18 protein-coding genes are annotated in these 18,636 nt (G+C 54.8%); 6 read left to right on the top strand and 12 right to left on the bottom strand.

The features are described from left to right. Positions 1-8: 8 nt before the first annotated feature. The 3 genes from K3729_13290 to K3729_13280 are packed head-to-tail and all read right to left on the bottom strand — an operon-like array spanning position 9 to position 2,559. Complete coding sequence (locus K3729_13290; GenBank protein UWQ98420.1) at positions 9-515, bottom strand: flavin reductase family protein; 507 nt, start codon at positions 513-515, stop codon at positions 9-11. Further along, on the bottom strand, positions 515-1,405 hold the full coding sequence (locus K3729_13285; GenBank protein ID UWQ98419.1) for an aldo/keto reductase: 891 nt from the start codon (positions 1,403-1,405) through the stop codon (positions 515-517). The genes K3729_13290 and K3729_13285 overlap by 1 nt, the downstream gene beginning before the upstream one ends. Beyond that, entirely contained in the window at positions 1,402-2,559 is a 1,158-nt protein-coding gene (locus K3729_13280) for an LLM class flavin-dependent oxidoreductase (GenBank protein UWQ98418.1), read from the bottom strand. The genes K3729_13285 and K3729_13280 overlap by 4 nt, the downstream gene beginning before the upstream one ends. 102 nt (positions 2,560-2,661) lie before the next feature. On the opposite strand from K3729_13280, the gene K3729_13275 reads away from it, so the two are divergent. Further along, positions 2,662-3,369: a GntR family transcriptional regulator gene (locus K3729_13275; protein ID UWQ98417.1), complete on the top strand. Its 708-nt coding sequence runs from the start codon at positions 2,662-2,664 to the stop codon at positions 3,367-3,369. An 11-nt stretch (positions 3,370-3,380) separates the two neighbouring features. Continuing rightward, positions 3,381-4,469 carry a Gfo/Idh/MocA family oxidoreductase gene (locus K3729_13270; protein ID UWR01055.1) on the top strand — a complete coding sequence of 363 codons (1,089 nt, stop codon included), beginning with the start codon at positions 3,381-3,383 and terminating at the stop codon, positions 4,467-4,469. A gap of 134 nt (positions 4,470-4,603) precedes the next feature. On the opposite strand, the gene K3729_13265 is transcribed toward K3729_13270, so the two are convergent. The 4 genes from K3729_13265 to K3729_13250 form a co-directional block, all read right to left on the bottom strand. Next, positions 4,604-5,572 carry a hypothetical protein gene (locus tag K3729_13265; protein ID UWQ98416.1) on the bottom strand — a complete coding sequence of 323 codons (969 nt, stop codon included), beginning with the start codon at positions 5,570-5,572 and terminating at the stop codon, positions 4,604-4,606. Between the two features lie 195 nt (positions 5,573-5,767). Next, the gene (locus K3729_13260) at positions 5,768-6,616 is read right to left on the bottom strand and encodes a carbohydrate ABC transporter permease (GenBank protein UWQ98415.1); all 849 of its coding nucleotides are present in this window, start codon (positions 6,614-6,616) and stop codon (positions 5,768-5,770) included. 1 nt (position 6,617) lies between these two features. After that, positions 6,618-7,547: a sugar ABC transporter permease gene (locus tag K3729_13255; protein UWQ98414.1), complete on the bottom strand. Its 930-nt coding sequence runs from the start codon at positions 7,545-7,547 to the stop codon at positions 6,618-6,620. A 131-nt stretch (positions 7,548-7,678) separates the two neighbouring features. Beyond that, positions 7,679-8,941, bottom strand: coding sequence for an ABC transporter substrate-binding protein (locus K3729_13250; GenBank protein ID UWQ98413.1), 1,263 nt, complete (start codon positions 8,939-8,941; stop codon positions 7,679-7,681). A 247-nt stretch (positions 8,942-9,188) separates the two neighbouring features. Here K3729_13250 and ugpC point away from each other — a divergent pair, with 247 nt between their 5' ends. The 3 genes from ugpC to K3729_13235 all read left to right on the top strand — a co-directional run bounded on the left by ugpC (position 9,189) and on the right by K3729_13235 (position 12,594). Then, positions 9,189-10,250, top strand: a complete 1,062-nt coding sequence (ugpC, locus tag K3729_13245) for a sn-glycerol-3-phosphate ABC transporter ATP-binding protein UgpC (GenBank protein UWQ98412.1) — start codon at positions 9,189-9,191, stop codon at positions 10,248-10,250. A 142-nt stretch (positions 10,251-10,392) separates the two neighbouring features. After that, entirely contained in the window at positions 10,393-11,445 is a 1,053-nt protein-coding gene (locus K3729_13240) for a sugar phosphate isomerase/epimerase (protein ID UWQ98411.1), read from the top strand. A 12-nt stretch (positions 11,446-11,457) separates the two neighbouring features. Beyond that, positions 11,458-12,594, top strand: coding sequence for a Gfo/Idh/MocA family oxidoreductase (locus K3729_13235; GenBank protein ID UWQ98410.1), 1,137 nt, complete (start codon positions 11,458-11,460; stop codon positions 12,592-12,594). Between the two features lies 1 nt (position 12,595). On the opposite strand, the gene K3729_13230 is transcribed toward K3729_13235, so the two are convergent. The 5 genes from K3729_13230 to K3729_13210 all read right to left on the bottom strand — a co-directional run bounded on the left by K3729_13230 (position 12,596) and on the right by K3729_13210 (position 17,440). Beyond that, entirely contained in the window at positions 12,596-13,156 is a 561-nt protein-coding gene (locus K3729_13230; GenBank protein UWQ98409.1) for a PqiC family protein, read from the bottom strand. Between the two features lies 1 nt (position 13,157). Next, positions 13,158-15,614 carry an MlaD family protein gene (locus tag K3729_13225; protein UWQ98408.1) on the bottom strand — a complete coding sequence of 819 codons (2,457 nt, stop codon included), beginning with the start codon at positions 15,612-15,614 and terminating at the stop codon, positions 13,158-13,160. Beyond that, positions 15,611-16,246, bottom strand: coding sequence for a paraquat-inducible protein A (locus K3729_13220; GenBank protein ID UWQ98407.1), 636 nt, complete (start codon positions 16,244-16,246; stop codon positions 15,611-15,613). The genes K3729_13225 and K3729_13220 overlap by 4 nt, the downstream gene beginning before the upstream one ends. After that, positions 16,216-16,833 carry a paraquat-inducible protein A gene (locus K3729_13215; protein ID UWQ98406.1) on the bottom strand — a complete coding sequence of 206 codons (618 nt, stop codon included), beginning with the start codon at positions 16,831-16,833 and terminating at the stop codon, positions 16,216-16,218. Before K3729_13215 ends, K3729_13220 begins: the two co-directional genes overlap by 31 nt. A 67-nt stretch (positions 16,834-16,900) precedes the next feature. Beyond that, positions 16,901-17,440 carry a sugar transporter gene (locus tag K3729_13210; protein ID UWR01054.1) on the bottom strand — a complete coding sequence of 180 codons (540 nt, stop codon included), beginning with the start codon at positions 17,438-17,440 and terminating at the stop codon, positions 16,901-16,903. Between the two features lie 400 nt (positions 17,441-17,840). Here K3729_13210 and K3729_13205 point away from each other — a divergent pair, with 400 nt between their 5' ends. Continuing rightward, positions 17,841-18,605 (top strand): YihY/virulence factor BrkB family protein, encoded by a 765-nt coding sequence (locus tag K3729_13205; GenBank protein ID UWR01053.1) that lies wholly within the window; start codon positions 17,841-17,843, stop codon positions 18,603-18,605. Positions 18,606-18,636 lie beyond the last annotated feature (31 nt).

Raw genomic sequence — 18,636 nt, 5'->3', positions numbered from 1 at the left:
CATTCAATTTAATCAATCTGTTTGAATTGACCGTATTTGCCACCGTGGAACACCAGCGGATCGCCGCCTTGGTGGTGCGCCTTTGTAACGTGGCCCACGACAATCACGTGATCGCCCGCGTCATGCGTGGCCTCCAAGTTACATTCAAAGGTGGCCAGCGCCCCTTCGATAATTGGCATGCCACAATGTGACAGATGCATCGGAATATCAGCGATTGCTGTTTTCGATTTGATGATGGCCGCGCAGATATCGCGCTGGTCAGCCGCCAGAATATGCACCGCAAACCGACGCGACCCTGCGAAATGTTCGAACCGCTTGGACGATTTCGCCGGTGACCACAGGACCAAAGGTGGATCAAGTGACACGCTGGCGAAACTATTGGCCACAATTGCCACCGGGCCTTCTGGACTGTCGGTTGTGACCACGGTGACGCCGGTCACAAAGGTGCCTAACGCACCGCGAAAGCTGTCGGGGTCAGAGCTGGGGTCGAAAGTTGCGATTGTGCCTGCGTCCATTATGGAACCTCATTGCCAAGGGCTGCGGTGTAAAGCTGGAACCAAAGCTCGCGGGTCATTTCGACCTTAAGGGCATCAGACAACGCTTTGATCCGGTTCAGGTTATTGGTGCCCATCACCGGCATGATATTCGCAGGGTGCGCCAAAAGCCACGCCACTGCAACTGCGCTTGCATCAACACCAAAAGAAGAACCGATTTCGGTCATCAGATCGCGGGTCGCAGAATTCGAGGTCAGCAAAGCGCCGCCACCCAGTGGGGACCATGCCATAATCGGCACACCGCGTTCTTGCAGGTATGCAACGTCGCCGTTTGTGAAGCCTTCGTTTGCAGTCAGGGAAAGTTCGATCTGGTTCGTCACAAGCTGTGTTTTCATGGCAGATTGCAGCAGCGTCCAGTCATGCAGTTTGAAGTTTGACACGCCAACAGACCGGACTTTGCCGGACGCTACAAGCGCATCCAAAGTCGCACCTGTTTCATGGTGGTCCATGAACGGATCAGGGCGGTGGATCAGCAACGTGTCGATCTTGTCCACGTCCATCAGGCGCAAGGAATGATCAACAGAGGCGGTCACATGCGCTGCGGAGGTGTCGTAGAATTTGCAAGATGCATCCGCATAGCGGCCGGCAGGTGCAACGATATCGCACTTGGTCACAATCTCGATTTTGTCTTTCAGGGCAGGGGCAGCTTTCAGGGCTGCACCGAACACTTCTTCAGCTTCATAGCCGCCGTAGATGTCGGCTTGGTCCATCGTGGTGATGCCTTGGGCCAGACAGGCTTCGATCTTTTCTTGGACGTGCGCGGGGGATGTATCATCCGCCTCTGCCAGCCGCCACATGCCGTAAACGATGCGGGAAAAGGAAAGGTCTTTGGTAATGTCGACGCGGTTCATGTACGGGGTCCTGTGCCAAGTGGCGTTGCTGGTGTTTCTGCTGGCACACGCCCGTAGGCATGCGGCAAAGAACAGGTTTTCAAGTGTGGCATCACGCGGCTGCCGAAATGTTCGGCCTCTGCGATATGCGGATAGCCGGAGAAGATGAAAGACCGGATGCCCATCTTTTGGTAATTTTCAATCTTGGACATAACCTGATCTGTGGACCCGACAAGGGCAGCACCACAGCCAGACCGTGCACGGCCAACGCCAGTCCATAGACCCGGTTCAGTGTAGCCATATTTATCGGCCAGTTCGCGGGCCTTCGCCTGATGCGCCACACCCAAGGAAATGGAATCATGCGCACGGTCGCGGATCAGTTTGCCGTATTCATCATCGAGTTTAGACGCGATGTAATCGGCGTATTCTTTTGCCTCGGCTTCGGTGTCGCGGACGATCATGTGGACACGCAGACCATAATCAAGCGTCCGGTTATGGGCGGCGGCACGGGCATGCACGTCCTTCATCCGCTGTTCCAACATGTCCTGCGTTTCAGGCCACATCAGATAGACGTCACACTGGGCACCGCAGAGTTCCAGCGCGTCTGGGGAATACCCACCGAAATACAGCAGAGGGCCGCCATTTTGTTGATACGGCTTGGCCGGACCTGTAGGGACTTTGTCGAACTGGTAGACTTCACCGTCGTGCGTAATCTCGTCTTGCGTCCACGCCTGACGCAGGATTTGCACGACTTCATGAGAGCGTTTGTAGCGGTACGGGCTTGGGGCCACTTCACCGGGGAAATCGGATGAGATCACGTTGAGCGTCAAACGCCCTTTCAGCATGTGGTCGAGGGTCGCGATGGTCCGTGCCAACATTATCGGTTGCATTTCACCACAACGGATCGCGGCCAGAAAGTTGATCTTTTCGGTGAGCGGCGCCATGCCAGACACGAATGACATAGTGTCTTGACCGACCTGATAAGACGATGGGGCAAGAATGTTGCGAAAGCCCTGCTTTTCAGCCGTCAAAGCGATGTCGCGGCAATGTTCCCACGACGATTTCAGATCAGGGTCAGGCACCCCAAGGAACTGGTAATCGTCCGAACACAAAGCGGAGAACCACGAAACCTCTGCTGCATCAAGATCAGGGCTGGTAATTGGTACGACAGTCATTGATTCCACTTCCCCTTGGGTGTTGTTGCCTCTTGCCTAGCACGGCAGATTGTGTGCATCAATGGTGGATCAATTATCAAATCGGACCGGGGAGGGACCGAGATGGCGGACGCCTCATCGTTACCAAAGTATATCCAAGTCAGCGAAATGCTGATCCGTGAAATTGCAGCGGGGCATTTGGCCGACGGGGCGCGTTTACCGCCCGAACGGGATATGGCGGTAGAGCTTGGGATTTCCGTCGGCACGCTTCGTAAAGCGCTAGGCGATTTGGCAGACAAAGGGATGCTGGAACGGGTCCAAGGGTCTGGCAACTACGTGCGTCATCAAACCGATGTGGCGTCGGTCTATGCGTTCTTCCGTTTGGAACGCGCAGGCGGGGGCGGTTTGCCAACGGCGCGTGTTTTGGATGTGGCGCGCTTACCAAAAGAAACGGGCATGCCCGATTTTGGCCCGTCCGCCGAAGGGCATCGGATCAGACGGCTGCGGTCCTTGGACAAAGAAGTGATCGCGCTTGAGGAAATCTGGCTGGACGGGTCGTATCGCGACACCGTAACCGCCGAGGACCTGAGCGAGTCGCTCTATCATTTTTATCGTCATGATCTGGGGCTGATGATCGGCTCTGCGGTTGATGACATTGGCGTGGCACCAGTGCCCGCTTGGCGCCATGACAGCTTTGGTCTGCAGACCGGCGATATGGCTGGATACATTGAACGGGTCAGTTCCGACGCAGCAGGTTCGCCTGCGGAATTTTCCCGGACTTGGTTCGATTATAACAAGGCGCGCTACATATCGCGCATCGGAAAAGGGTAACGACGTTGGAAATGGTCAACTACGGGATAATTGGATGCGGCATGATGGCCCGCGAGCATATCCAAAATATCGGGCTTCTTCCCCATGGGACGGTCACTGCGGTTTTTGATCCGGTGCGTGATCTGGCGGAAAGCGCCGCGACATTGGCTGGCGACGCATACGTGGCGGACAGCTTGGAAGATTTGCTGGCGTTCGAGAACATCGACGCGCTGGTCATCGTCAGCCCGAACTATCTGCACGTGGATCAGATGAAGATCATCGCACAGACACGGCCCTTGCCAGTTCTTTGCGAAAAGCCGCTGTACACCGATCCCGCGCAAGCCACTGTGATTGCAGATCTTGCGGCTGAATATCCGGCACCGTTTTGGGTTGCGATGGAATACCGCTATATGCCGCCAGTCGCGGCCTTGATCGAACAGGCAGACCAAGCCACGGGCGGTATCAAGATGCTGACCGTGCGCGAACACCGCTTTCCTTTCCTGCCCAAGATTGGGGACTGGAACCGGTTCAACGTAAAAACAGGCGGAACATTGGTCGAAAAGTGCTGCCATTTCTTCGACCTGATGCGGTTGATCCTCAAGGACGAACCAATCCGCGTCATGGCGTCTGCGGGGCAGGGATTTAATCACCTTGAAGAACGCTACAACGACGAAACGCCGGACATCTGGGACCATGGCTATGTGATCATCGATTTCAAAGGCGGGGCGCGGGCGATGCTGGAATTGTGCATGTTCGCCGAAGGATCACGCTACCAAGAAGAAATCAGCGCTGTAGGCCCTAAGGCCAAGATCGAAGCATTGGTGCCCGGACCGGGGCGGTTCTGGCCAAAGGCGCTGGGCGAACCACCTGTGCCGCAGCTGATCATTTCACCACGCGCACCGAAGGGGCCGTTCACGTCTGAAATTCCGGTTGATCCAACGCTGTTGGAAGCAGGCGATCACAACGGATCGACCTTCTACCAACACCAGCGGTTCAACGCTGTTGTGCGCGGCGAAGGCGTGGTTGAGGTCACGGCAGATGACGGCATGAAGGCCGTTGCAATTGGTCTCGCGGCGCAGGAATCCGCCCGTACCGGTCAGGCTGTGATGCTTGATCTGTGATTGAAACCTTCCCCGCGGGGAAGGCGTTCGCTGCGTTTACACATTGAAAACCCTCCACAGCTTGCGGATCGACGCAACATATAGATCGTCGTAAACAGATACGTCGCGCAGCATCTGCGCGGCGTTTTGTTCGACTAACGGCCTGCAGACATATCCATGCCAAACATAATGCCACCGTCACGTGACCACCCTTTGAGCGCGTCAGGATAGTAGCGGACGTTTTCGATACCCACGATTTCAGAGGCATAGAACCAAGACACTGCGCTCAGTTCACCTGTCTGACAAATGCTGATCAGCATTTCGTCGTCAAGATGCAGCCCGCGGCCTTCAAGCCTTTCGCGAAACTCCTGTACGGCCTCTGCTGATAGATTGTCGGCATCCAGATCGTTGGTGAACCAGCTTGACGGCACGTATTGCGCCATTGGCATGCTGACTAAGGGTTCGCCTGTTTCCATGGACTTCCGAACCTGTCCGTCCAATCGCGCATCAAGAATTGCCCCGTCTATTTGGCCGCTCGCGACGGCGAAAATATCCATTGGGTCGGCCCACCAATCAGTTTGGATTTCCAAATCAACGAGAGTAGCAGGTAAAACCGTCGGCTCATCAACTGTTGGTAAATCAGCGGCTTGCCACGCTTTGAAACCGTCTTCCAAGATGGCAATATTCTGGAACCCGGCCGATTTTAGAACCCAATAAACAATCGCGGCGCGTCCGGTTTGTACGATGTGACCAGATTGATTGTGAATAACAACTGGCAGGTCAGGGTCGACCCCAATGCTGCCGATCATCGTTTCAAGTTCTGCCTCGGTCAGCATACGTCCCGCACGGTCCGCAGGCCCCTGCCAATTTGGGAAGGACATCCAAATAGCACCGGGAATTGATCCCTTAGGCATGTATTTTTCGGCACGGATATCGATGATCTGGATGTCCGGCACCTGTTCCATCAAGGCGCTAAGTTCATCCACATTTACGTAGCGAGACCAGTCTGACGGTGTGATCGATCGCTGTGATGATGCGCTTTGCGCTGATCCGATGTTTGGGAGAGCCATGAACAACGGTGTGCTGATCGCGAGTGTTTTGAAAATACCATTTAAGAACTTCATTAAGACAACCTTTCTCAGGCACCTTGAGTGCGAATTTCCCCACCCTTCGGTAGCACGGCAATGTGTCACAATTTCGCGCAAATCAGCATGATTTTAAGTCAACTGCACCGCGGTGTTCCTCTGGCGGCAGGGTTTCATGCATAAAAAAAGGCGCCGCCGGAGACCGGGGCGCCCTTTGTTGTCGATTTGGTTCGGTTACTTCACAGCGCCGAGTGTCAGACCCGCGATGAAGTGCTTTTGCATCAAGAAGAACATCGCAACCGGTGGCAAAGCCGCCACGATCGACCCTGCGGACATCAGGTGATAGGCCGCGCGGAATTGCGAGTTGAACTCTGTGATACCCGCCGTCACTGGCTGCGCGTTCGGTCCTTGTGTCAGCACAACCGCCCAGAAATAGTCGTTCCAGATGAAGGTAAAAATCAACACGGCAAGCGCTGCGAGAGCTGGTTTCATCAGTGGCAGCACCACGTAAAGGAAGATGCGCCATTCTGCGATGCCTTCGACGCGCGCGGCTTCGATCAGCGGGAAGGGCAGGGCTTTGATGAAGTTCCGCATGAACAGCGTGCAGAACCCAGTCTGGAACGCGATGTGGAACAGGACCAGACCTTGCACTGTGTCGTACATGCCAAGGCTGATTGTCAGGTCGCGTACGGGCACCATCAAGATTTGGAAGGGCACGAAGTTGCCTGCGATGAACATGAAGAAGATCAGCAGGTTGCCTTTGAACTTGTAGATACCAAGTGCGAAACCTGCCATTGCCGACAACGCCACCGCACCGATCACCGTTGGGATCGTGATGAACACAGAGTTCAACAGGTATTTCGGCATATTGGATTCAAAGAACACTTTGCCGTAGTTGTTGAACATCTCGAAGCTGGATGGCAGCCCCCAGAAGTTCCCGTTTACGAAATCCGCGTCAGGCTTGATCGAGAACATGGCAACCGCGATTAGTGGCAACAGCCAGATGACCAAAACGATTGGCAGGATGATCTGATAGCTGATCTGCCACGTGCGGGATGACTTTTCGATGGGTGTTGGAAACATCTTAGTGCGCCCCTTTTTCGTCTTGGTACATCGACCACAGGAAGTAGACGATAAATCCTAGCATGATGAAGAACAGGACCACGGCGATGGCCGCCCCGTATCCCATGCGGAAGCCAAATTCGGACAGTGATTCCTCGAACATGTAGAACGACAGAACCCGCGTGGACCCAAATGGACCGCCGTTGGTCATCACGGAAATCAGATCAAAGGACCGCAGCGCGCCAATGATGGTCACAACAAAAGCGATAAAGGTCGCGGGCTTCAGCTGTGGTAGGATCACATACCAGAGCATCTTGTGGCCCTTAGCGCCGTCAAGACGTGCCGCTTCGACCTGTTCGGGGTCAACCGCGTTCAGACCTGTGAGATACAAGATCATGCAGTATGCCGTCTGTGGCCAAAGGCCTGCCGCGATAATGCCGTAGGTGGCCGTGTTCGGGTTGCCCAGAACGCCGCCTTTGACCTCAAGTCCGAAGATATCGAGGATCACGCTGAACAGGCCAAAGTTAGGCAGGTAGAACCATGAGAACACGAGGCCCACAACGACTTGGCTGATCACAAACGGGAAGAAGAACAGCGACTTATAAAGCCGGATCCCCGTGACGGTCTGGTTCAGGAACAGTGAAATCATCAATCCCAGCGGGATCGCCAGCAGGTACAGGAGCAGCCATTTGATGTTGTTTACAAACGAAATGTTGAATTTGCGGTCGTCGGTCAAAAGCCGTTCGTAGTTGGCCAAGCCAACATAGGTTTTTTCGCCCAGACCGTCCCATTCGTGAAACGAAATCCAGAACGATTGGCCGATCGGAATGATCACGTAGACCACAAAGAACAAGACGGCTGGAAACAAGAACAACCACGGTGTGATCGCGATCTCGTTGCGCTTGTACCAGCCGCGTTCGGCCGTTGAAGGTTCAACTGTTGTAAATGCCATGGGGTCGTGTCCTCCCGCACCCTGATTTTAAGGGGTCAACGCATGCGAAAACCTGAAGTGTTGTCAGGTTTGCGGATGGGTTTGAAAAGTGCGCCCCCCTCAAATCTGAGGAGGGCGCGAAGTCTTAAGCTTTACTGGTAGATACGCTGACGTGTGTCTTCCAGACGTGCCAGGATGTCATCCAGGTTGTCTGGGAACACCATGAACTCTTGCAGGCCTTCCATGCCGACAGATGCCATTTCCGCATCAAAGTCACGGTCGAAGAACTGCATGATGCCGCCACCAGCGTTGTTTGAAAGCATCTCGAAACCTTCTTCGAGGAACTTGTCCGCGTCGATGGAAGAGTTTGCGTTCACAGGCAGCTGACCCAGCGCGTCACCAGAGTTGATCTTGGTCTGGTTTTCCGCAGATGTCACAAAGCGCAAGAATTCTTTCGCCGCTTCCATGTTCTCAGCACCAGCTGGGATGTGGAATGTATCTGTTGGCGCGTCTTCTGCGTAGTCAACGTCTGGGTTGATCACTGGGAACTGGTAGAAGTCCAGTTGATCGTCTGTCAGGCCACCTTCGCGGAATGCTGCGACAGAGAAGTTACCCATCAGGTAAGATGCTGCTTCACCGTTGACCATGAACGGCATGGCTTCTTGCCAGCTGTAGTTCTGGTGGTCGTCGATGAACGCGCCCATGTCGATCAGTTCGCGCCAGTTAGCGAATGTCTGACGTACGCGGTCGTCTGTCCATTCGATTTCACCGGATGCCAGTGCGATATGGAAGTCATAGCCGTTTGTGCGGGAGTTGATGTAGTCGAACCAACCGCCAGCAGTCCACAGGAACTTGGACCCGATTGTGTAACACTTTACGCCACTGTCGAGGATTGCCTGACAGTTCGCTTTTTCTTCTTCCCAAGTTGTTGGCTCTTCAAGACCCAAATCTGCGAAGATGTCTTTGCGGTAGTAAACGCCCCACTGGTAGTACGTGTACGGCACGCCCCACTGTTTGTCGTCCAGCGTCATCGCACCTTTTGTGGATGCGAGTGCTGCGAACTCTGGCTCTGCCCAAAGGTCAGAGATGTCTGCAAACAGGCCTGCGTCGACGTATGGCTTCATACGGTTAGCAGCGTACCAGTTCACAACGTCAGGTGAGTTGGCTGTCAGCGCGTTACGGATTTGTGTTTTCCAAGCTTCACGGTCAACGATCGTCAGCTCGATGTTCAGGTCAGGGTGCAGGGCGCCAAAATCAGCGACCATACCTTCCATCACAGCGCGTGGCGCTGGGTTGGACATGTCTGATGTGATTTTCAGATCGCCTGACAGTGCATGACCGTCTGCCATAGCAGCAGTTGCTGCGATGCTAGCAGCTGCGAGTGCTGCAAAGGATGTTTTCATGATGGAACGCATAGTGTCCTCCCTAGGTGCTTCCGTCTTCCATTCCCCACCGAAGTTCCGATATCGGCCTGCCTCGCGGTGGTTTCAATATTTGGAACTAGGTTTTGAATATTGAAACTAAAACGCGACTCGCGTAGTGTTGTCAACAGGTCGAGGCTAGACGTGATCGAATTGCACATCAAACGGGATGCGCATTCATGGCTAGCAGATCATGAAATTAGCGGGCTTTGGGCCGGCACATTCGGGAGGCGAGACAGTCATGGCAGGCGTTACACTAGACAAGGTCATCAAGCGGTATGGCGACGTTCAGGTCATTCACGGCATTGATCTAGAAATCAAAGATGGTGAGTTCTGCGTTTTTGTTGGCCCCTCCGGCTGCGGTAAGTCGACATTGTTGCGGATGGTCGCAGGGCTTGAAGAAACAACCGAAGGTCAAATGCACATCGGTGATCGCGATGTAACCCGCATGGACCCGTCCCAGCGCGGGGTAGCGATGGTTTTCCAAACCTACGCGCTGTACCCGCACATGACGGTCAAAGATAATATGGGCTTTGGCCTGAAGATGAACGGCCATCCCAAAGCCGAAATCGAAGCAAAAGTCGCAGAAGCAACACGAATTCTAAAGCTCGAAGACTATCTGGACCGCAAACCTGCTGCCTTGTCAGGTGGTCAGCGTCAGCGGGTATCTATTGGCCGTGCGATTGTTCGGGGTCCGGAAGTCTTCCTTTTCGACGAACCACTGTCCAACCTCGACGCCGAATTGCGTGTTGAGATGCGCGTCGAAATCGCACGTCTGCACAAAGAAATCGGCGCGACGATGATCTACGTGACGCACGATCAGGTCGAAGCGATGACGCTTGCAGACAAGATCGTTGTGCTACGCAAAGGCGTGATCGAACAGGTTGGCGCACCGATGGATCTGTACCGTGATCCCGACAACAAATTTGTTGCGGGCTTTATCGGATCACCTGCAATGAACTTCTTGAACGGTAAAGTCGTAGACGGCGGCGTCGAAGTCCCTGCATTGGGCATGACGATTCCGGCTGATCTTTCTACCGCTTACAAAGGCCACGACGTGACCGTTGGCTTGCGTCCTGAGCACCTTGAGGTCGACACCGCAGGCAACGCGTTGAACGTTGATATGGTTGAAAGCCTTGGTGGTGTTTCATTCGCATACCTTGAGGGTAGCACAGGCGAAAAAATCGTTATCGAACAACGTGGTGACGAACGTGTTTCATCCGGCGAAACGGTCGGTATCACAGTCGATCCATCCCGCCTTTACCTGTTCGATGCGAAGACGGAACAACGCATCCGTAACTAATCTTTGCATGCAGTTTGAAGGCCGCGTACCGCTGGGTGCGCGGCTTTTTTCATGTCGCGGCTTGCTTTCTAAATCGTTATAGTTTTTGCTATCGCCAAAGATGGGCGCTGGTGCGTCATCAGTGATTCATGCGGGAGGCATCATGAAAACGATTAAGGGTCCGGGGCTGTTTTTGGCTCAATTCGCAGGCGATGCGGCGCCATTTAATACGTGGGGTGGCATTACAAAATGGGCGGCGGATTGCGGTTACAAAGGGGTGCAGGTTCCCAGCTGGGACGGGCGATTCTTTGACCTGAAACAGGCGTCCGAATCAAAGACCTATTGTGATGAATGGGCGGGCGAAGCTGCAGCGAATGGCGTCACTATCACCGAACTATCGACCCATTTGCAGGGCCAGTTGGTCGCCGTGAACCCCGCATACGACACAGCATTTGACGCTTTTGCCGCGCCAGAGGTGCAGGGCAACCCCGCTGCACGCCAAGCCTGGGCTGTCGATCAAGTCAAAATGGCGCTGAAGGCGTCTAAGAATCTTGGCCTGACGGAAATGGCGACATTTTCAGGCGCGCTGGCGTGGCCCTACGTGTACCCATGGCCACAACGTCCCGCAGGTCTCGTTGAAACGGCATTTGATGAATTGGCGAACCGCTGGCGTTCCATTCTGGACCTCGCGGAAGATTGCGGCGTTGATGTTTGCTATGAAATCCACCCAGGCGAAGACCTGCACGACGGCGTGACGTTTGAGATGTTCCTCGAACGGCTTGGCGGTCATGCCCGCTGCAACATGCTTTACGACCCGTCGCACTACGTTCTGCAGTGCCTTGATTACATCGATAACATCGACATCTACAAAGACCGGATCAAGATGTTCCACGTCAAAGACGCGGAATTCAACCCAACGGGCCGTCAAGGTGTCTATGGCGGCTACCAATCATGGGTTGATCGGGCAGGTCGGTTCCGTAGTTTGGGCGACGGTCAGGTCGATTTCGGGGCGATCTTCGCCAAAATGGCCGCGAATGATTTCGCAGGCTGGGCCGTAGTCGAATGGGAATGTGCGTTGAAACACCCTGAAGATGGGGCAAGGGAAGGTGCGCAGTTCGTCAAAGATCACATCATTCGCGTAACCGAACATGCTTTCGACGATTTCGCAGGCGGCGCTGTCGATGAAGCGACCAACCGCAAGATGCTTGGCCTGTAAGGAGACATGATCATGAGACCCATTCGTTTAGGTATGGTCGGTGGCGGCAATGACGCGTTTATTGGTGGGGTCCACCGTATCGCGTCGCGCATCGACGGACGTTTTCAACTCGTCGCGGGCGCGCTTTCTTCAACGCCCGAAAAATCACAGGCCTCTGGCGCGGCTTTGGGGTTAGCACCTGACCGTGTGTATGATGATTTCAAATCCATGGCGATCCGCGAGGCGCGCTTGAAAGACGGGATCGAAGCGGTCGCAATCGTCACGCCGAACCACATGCATTTCGCGCCAACGCGTGAATTTTTGAAACGCGGCATCCACGTGATCTGCGATAAGCCGCTGACATCGACGATGGCGGACGCGAAGAAGATGGCGAAAGTCGTCGAAGACAGCGATGCCTTGTTTGTGCTGACCCATAATTATACGGGCTACCCGCTGATGCGGCAGGCAAAGGCCATGATCGAAAACGGCGATCTAGGCGAGTTGCGGGTCGTGCAGGCGGAATATGCGCAAAGCTGGCTGACGAACAAAGAAGAATTTAAACAGGCCGAATGGCGCGTTGATCCGGCGCGGTCAGGGGCAGGTGGGTCCACTGGCGATATCGGGACACACGCGTTTAACCTGACCGAATTCGTGACCGGCCTGTCTGTCGAAAGCCTTGCCGCTGATCTGTCATCCTTTGTGCCCGGCCGAGAATTAGACGACAACGCCCATGTCATGATGCGTTTTTGTGGCGGGGCAAAGGGGATGTTGTGGTGTTCCCAAGTCGCACCGGGGAATGAGAACGGGCTGACGTTGCGCATCTATGGCGACAAAGGCGGGTTGGAATGGGGCCAGATGAACCCGAACCAATTATGGTTCACACGTCACGGCGAACCCAAGCAACTGCTGACCACCAACGGGGCAGGCGCGTTGGATGCAAACATCCGCATGTCACGCATCCCCGCAGGGCACCCCGAGGGCTATCTGGAAGGGTTCGCAAACATCTATAGCGAAGCCGCAGATGCAATTGAGGCGCAGCGCGACGGCACCCCGCTTGATCCAGCGGTGACCTATCCGGGTATCCGCGAAGGGATCGCAGGCATGCAGTTCATCGATGCCTGTGTCCGGTCGTCAAAGCGCGACAGCGCGTGGGTCAAACTGGATCGCTGATCTAACGCGACAAAGCGCGGGCGATATCTTCGGCCAGTTCCAAGATCACTTGGGACTGCGCCTGTGCGACGCCGTTTAGGCCTTCACCCACAAGCGGTGTTGTATAGGCAAAGCTGCGCGCACTGTTCGGGTAATCGATCCCGTCACCCCCGATAAAGTACTGCCCGCGCAGGGTGAAAACCCCGTCATTGCCCGCCAGCAGTTCTTCGACGCGGACCTCAATGGCCACATCTGGGATGCCAGCAAACGGCCACGGATCGGGGCCAATTGTTGCAGTCAGGATATCGTTCAGGTGACGCGTGATGGTAAGCGTAGCGGCCCGTTCAGGCTCATCCGCCCAAAGGAATGCACCATCGGTGGTGATCAAACCCTCAGGGCTTTCGATCGAGATTTCTTCGGCTGCCGCATAGCTTGGCAGGGAAACGGTCCGCACAATGGCGGAACTGACATTGGCCCGCAGATCCAACGTAGAATTCAACGGTGTCATCTCGACCCGATTGGTCGGGCCGGAACAGGCGGTCAGCGCGGTAAGGGCAACGGTCAAAAGAAGTGGTTTAAACATGTTATCGCCCTGTCAGAAGTGATGATGGGTTGCGTTGAATGGCCCGTGCGAGGGACGTGACCGCATCGGCGGCCGCCTGAATATCGCGCAAGGTGGCGGCTGTGTCGCTCGAGAACCGTGATTGTTCTCCGTAGGCGTTTGCCACAGCGCTGATCGTATTGACCAAACGCGCCGTTTCGGAAGACAGCGCAGGCAGACCACGTGCCGCCGTGTCGATGGAATTCGCGGCGTCCGCTGCAGCCGCAAGAGCGGCGTTCACGTTTTCAAGCGCCCCACCTTCGCGGACCGTCGCAAGGAAGACGTTCATTTCGTCCAAAGCGCCTGTCAACGCAGCCGGTAGTTCGTTTGCGCCATCGCTCAGCAGGATCGTATCAATGGCGTTTAAGGTCTGGGTTGCTTGGGTCACAAGCGCTTCGATTTCCACGCTGTTTGCTTTGACCGTCAACTGTTCGATCTGTTCGGTGATGGCGGGCAAGTTCGCCGTCGCGGTTTCCAGCTGTGTAATCAGGTTGGTCGCCCGTTCGGCCAATTCCGGCAGGCTTTCCACGCTGGTCGAAATGGCGCGGGCTGCGTTGCTTGTATCTGCCAATGCGGTGGTCAGGTTATCAACGGCACCGCCATCGCGCACATCTGTCACCAAGCCGCGAATTTCATCAATTGCGGCGGTAACTGTGGCTGGAATTTCGGTGGTTGCTTCATCCACAAGAATTGCGTCGATATTGGCCAACGTCTGATTGGCTTGGGCCAGCAATGCTTCGACTTCCAGCGCGTTGGCTTTGTTCGCCAATGCTTCGATTTCGGCGATGATCGACGGTAGAGCCTCAGACGCGGTGCCGATGGTGGCTACCGTGTCATTGGCAGCGGCGAGTGTTTCAGACAACGATCCGACAAGGTTGGCCTCGGTCGCACTTGCGACGATGGCCGAAATTTCGGCGACTACGTCTTGGATACCATCAAGCGATGTTTGCAGCGTATCTGGTGCGCCTTGAATGCCGTCTGATGCGATGACTGTGCTGATGTCAGCCAAGATCGTGCGCAGTTCCGCAGGGGCCGCTTTCAGATCGCCGTCGGTGGCAAGCGCTTCGATGCTGGCCATCAGATCGACCGCGCCTTGCATCAATTCTTCAATCGGCAATTCGTTGATGCGTTCCATCACACCTTCGGCGGTAGCGGCAACGTCTGAAACTTCAGACGCGGTTGTCGGGATGATCGGGAACGGTTCGCGGTCCGGATCAAGGAAAAACAGATCGGCGTTTTCAACGTCGACCAGTTCGATATCCAGTGCGCCCGTCAGGATGTTTCCTGTCACAAGACGCGCCCGCATCCCTTGGGCCACGAAGCTGGCAAGGATGACCATCGCGTCATCGTCAGATGTTTCGTCTGAAATCCCAAGCCGTGACGGGGATAAATCGAGCGTGGTCCGCAAACGGACCCGTTTATTGCCATTATCATCGACAACAATGGCATTGATCGCGGCCACTTCGCCGACGTTAACACCTTGGTATTTCACGGCAGATCCCTGACGCAGACCGTTGACCGTTTCGTCAAACAGAATACCAACAGTCAATGTGTTGCGGTCGGGACGCTCAAACAGGCTTTCGCGGGCGGCCTGTTCATCGTCAAAAACATCAAAGATGTCGGGGCCACGGGATTCACCCAACGGGCGTCCGCCGGACACTACCGTATCGAATGCAATGCCGCCTTCGATCAGCGACGCGATACTATCGACATCAAGGTTCAGACCGGATGCACCTACAGACACCGAGAAACCGGACGTGTCCCAGAACCGCGTATTAGTTGTGACAAGCCGCGCGAATTCTTCTTCGATAAAGGCCGACACGATCACGCCATTACCCGTCGGGTCCAGTACGGGTTCATCAAGGAAACCTACCTGCAATCCTTTGTGGAGGATCGGGGCACCTTGGGCCAAGGACGCACCATTCGGGGCCCGCAAGATAATTTCCGATCCAGCATCGTTCGTGGCTAACAGCGGCGGGTTTTCAAGACCGATGAATTCGGACTGCGCGACGTCTGCTTCGGTGTCCCATTTGCCAGCGATGTACGCGCCAGACAGAACAGTATCGAGCCCGGACACACCGCGCAGCGTTACATCGGGCCGGACAACCCAAAAGATAGCGTCGTCATCAAGGTAGGGCGCGATTTCCTTGTCCACACGCACGTCAACCAACACGACCTCTAGATCATCAGAAAAAGTGACCTTTTCAACAAGGCCCACGTCAATATCGCGATACTTCAGGTAGGTTTCTTTGCTGATGCCTGATCCGTTTTCAAACGCAATCTCGATCAGGACGCCCCGATCTTGGTAGGTGGACCACGCCACGCTTAGGATCACTGCAAGGGCCACCAAAGGCACAAGCCAAATCCAACTGATGCGCCGTGTTTTACGTGGCTCTGGTTCGCGCACATCAAGCGGCGCGGGGGACGGTGTTGTGGTCATGTGGCGGCAGCCCTATCTGCGTCCCAAATGAGACGTGGGTCAAAGCTTTGAGCGGAAAGCATGGTAAATACAACAGACAAAGCAAAGCTAATAGCGGCAATGCCCGGATTAATTGAAGCCAAAGTATCAAGCTGAACAAGGGCCGAAAGAATTGCGACCACAAAGACGTCGATCATGGACCAACGGCCAATGAATTCGACCGCATCAAACAGTTTGTGCCGTTGGTGCATGTTCAAGTTGGATTTCTTCTGCACACTGATGGCGAGGTATCCAATCGCAAAGAATTTGCCCAACGGGATGACGATGGACGCGACAAACACAATCGCGGCAATCCCGTAAGATCCGTAATGCATCAGATCGATGACACCCCCCAAGATCGTACTGCTGGTTTCGTCGCCCAACTGGCGCGTGATCAACATCGGATAAATATTGGCGGGAATGAACAAGATGATCCCTGCCACCATCCAGGCCCACACTTTTTGCAGGCTGTCCGGCGACCTGCTGTGTAACGTCGCGTGGCAACGGGGGCATTCGGACGCATGTATATCCTGCACCTGACCGCAACGGCGACAGGCGACCAGACCAGCCTCGCGGGCGGTGATCAAGCCTTCGATGTGTCCAGCGCCCGCCATATAGAATACCTACAAATCAACGTGTCTTGAAAAAATGTCAGGACAACCAAAACAGTGAATGCCCAGAAGGCAGGCCCAAATGCGATTGAAGCCAGACCGGCCACCTTCACCAGTGCAACCGCGACCCCGACAATAAAGATTTCCGCCATCGACCAAGGACGCAATGTCTCGGACAGGCCAAAGGAACGTCGGGCCAGCAAGGAAGGCGTCGTTCCCGCAACCAGCGGCGTGACAGCCATAATGATTGCGCCCAGCCGGATCAGTGGCAGAAAGATGATAAACGCCGCCACAGCCGCCGCTAAGGGCAGGGTGAATGTATCAGAAAAGGCCATCACAGCGCCCAGTACAGATGTGCTGTTGGTCTGACCTGCGGCCGACAAATTCAGGAACGGAAAGCTGATCGCCGCAACCATCAGCAGGAACGACGTGATCGATAAGGCCAAAACGCTCACAATCGCAGTCGCGCGTTCGGTTTTCAGCACGACACCACAGCGCACGCAATGCGCCTGCGCACCTTCAGCTAGTGCAGCATTGGTATGGAGCGTATCGCAATGAGGGCAGGCGATCAGATCTTCGAGCGGCGGCACGGATGGCAGTCCTTTGGCAGCGGTTTCACCTAGTATATGGTGCCTGACAGCCGGTTACTATGGCAATTCACAGCGTTATTTCACAGGTAAGCGCTTTTTCGATGATCCGTTTTGCGTTTGGAATATCATTGCTTTCTGCCCGTCTTGTTGCTGCGGCACGAGACAAATTCTGGTTCAGCCACCGCTGGATCAATCGGCCTCGCAATTCGTCCATCGGAACGTCCAACCTGACGGTTAAATCCCAAAGTGACGTGATGTCGTTCCACGGGTCCTCATCAAACATCAGGTAATTGCCTTCGGCGATGATAACCGGCACGTCGCTTGGGATATGAACCGCGCCTGCGATAGATAGATCACGATTGCGATCAAAGGTGGGGGCGATTACATCCATTTTGGCATGCAGTCTTTTGATCATAATCAGAAAACCTTCGCCATCGAAAGTCTCAGGTGCGCCTTTTTTGGGCAGAAGTCCACGGTCTTCGAGGATGGCGTTATCTAGATGAAAGCCGTCCATCGGCACGACCAAACTGCGGCACTTCTGGGCGTTTAGAACACGTGCGACCTCTTCCGCGAGCGTGGATTTACCGCTGCCGGGTGCGCCTGCCATGGCCACGAGAACGCGGTCACGCGTTGCGCGCAATTGGTGAATTTTGTCTGCTAAGATGCTGACCTGCTGGGATATATTCTTCAATGGACTCGCCTGTTTTCTCTGAGTGTAAGGCCACTCCTTTCTCGGGCAAACCTTTACTTTCGTGATTGTGCGGAAAAACGGATCAGGGTGTCGGGCGATGATTGAGCTTTGGTCTGTAAGTTGCTGTTTTTGTGGAGTTCAGATGGATGCTCATCTTCAAGTGGAAAAGCGCCGAACATTGCCCTAGGTATAAGGTGATAAACCGGAGAACGCTTTGCAAAACCTGCTCAAAATCTGGCGCACCGCCTATGATGTCTGGATCGAAGCGGGGACGCGTCATATCGGATTGATTGCAGCTGGTGTGGCGTTTTTCGGAATGTTTGGTGTGTTTCCGGGGATCGCGGCTGTTATTGCGGTCTTTGGTTTGGTTGCTGATCCCGTGGTCGTGTCTGACCAGTTGGAATTGATGCGCGACGTCATCCCACAAGAAGCATACGGAATTTTCGAGGCGCAGATCAAAAGCCTTCTGAGCGCCCGATCTGAAACGTTGGGGTGGACGACGCTTGTCTCTATTATGCTGGCGCTTTGGTCTTCACGCGCCGCTGTTGGTGCTTTGATGAGCGGGATCAACGCGATTGAGGCAGCGCCACAGCGGGGCGGGGTGCGGCAAATGTTGGTCGCATTACTGTTAACCGCATCTCTTGTTTTGCTGGCGACGGTTGCTTTGATGTCTGTCGTCGTGTTGCCGGTGATCCTGGCCTTTATCCCGCTGCCTGTTTCGACGACCATGTTGCTAGAAGGGGTGCGTTGGCTGATCGCTTTGGCCGTTCTGTTTTCGGGGCTGAGCATATTGTACAGGTACGGACCCAATATGAAGCCGCATCGCAGGCCGTGGATCACCTTGGGGGCGGCGATTGTTGTTGTGGTATGGATCGGCGCGTCGGCAGGGTTATCGTACTACTTAACCAACTTCGCGAGCTACAATGAGGTCTACGGATCAATCGGCGCTGTCATCGGTATGTTGCTTTGGCTCTATATCAGTGCCTACCTGATTTTATGGGGCGCAATCATCAATGCGAAACTATATTACATAGAAACGCCAACAAACGAAGGCGATGGGCCGCCAGAGCAGTTGCTTTAGTAATTTCTGGCAATAGTGGTAATCATGCCGC

It is taken from the genome of Rhodobacteraceae bacterium S2214, from assembly GCA_025141675.1.
GTDB lineage: Bacteria > Pseudomonadota > Alphaproteobacteria > Rhodobacterales > Rhodobacteraceae > Yoonia.
The sequence above is the reverse complement of the archived record's forward strand: the minus strand, read 5'-3'. Positions and strand labels throughout refer to the sequence as shown.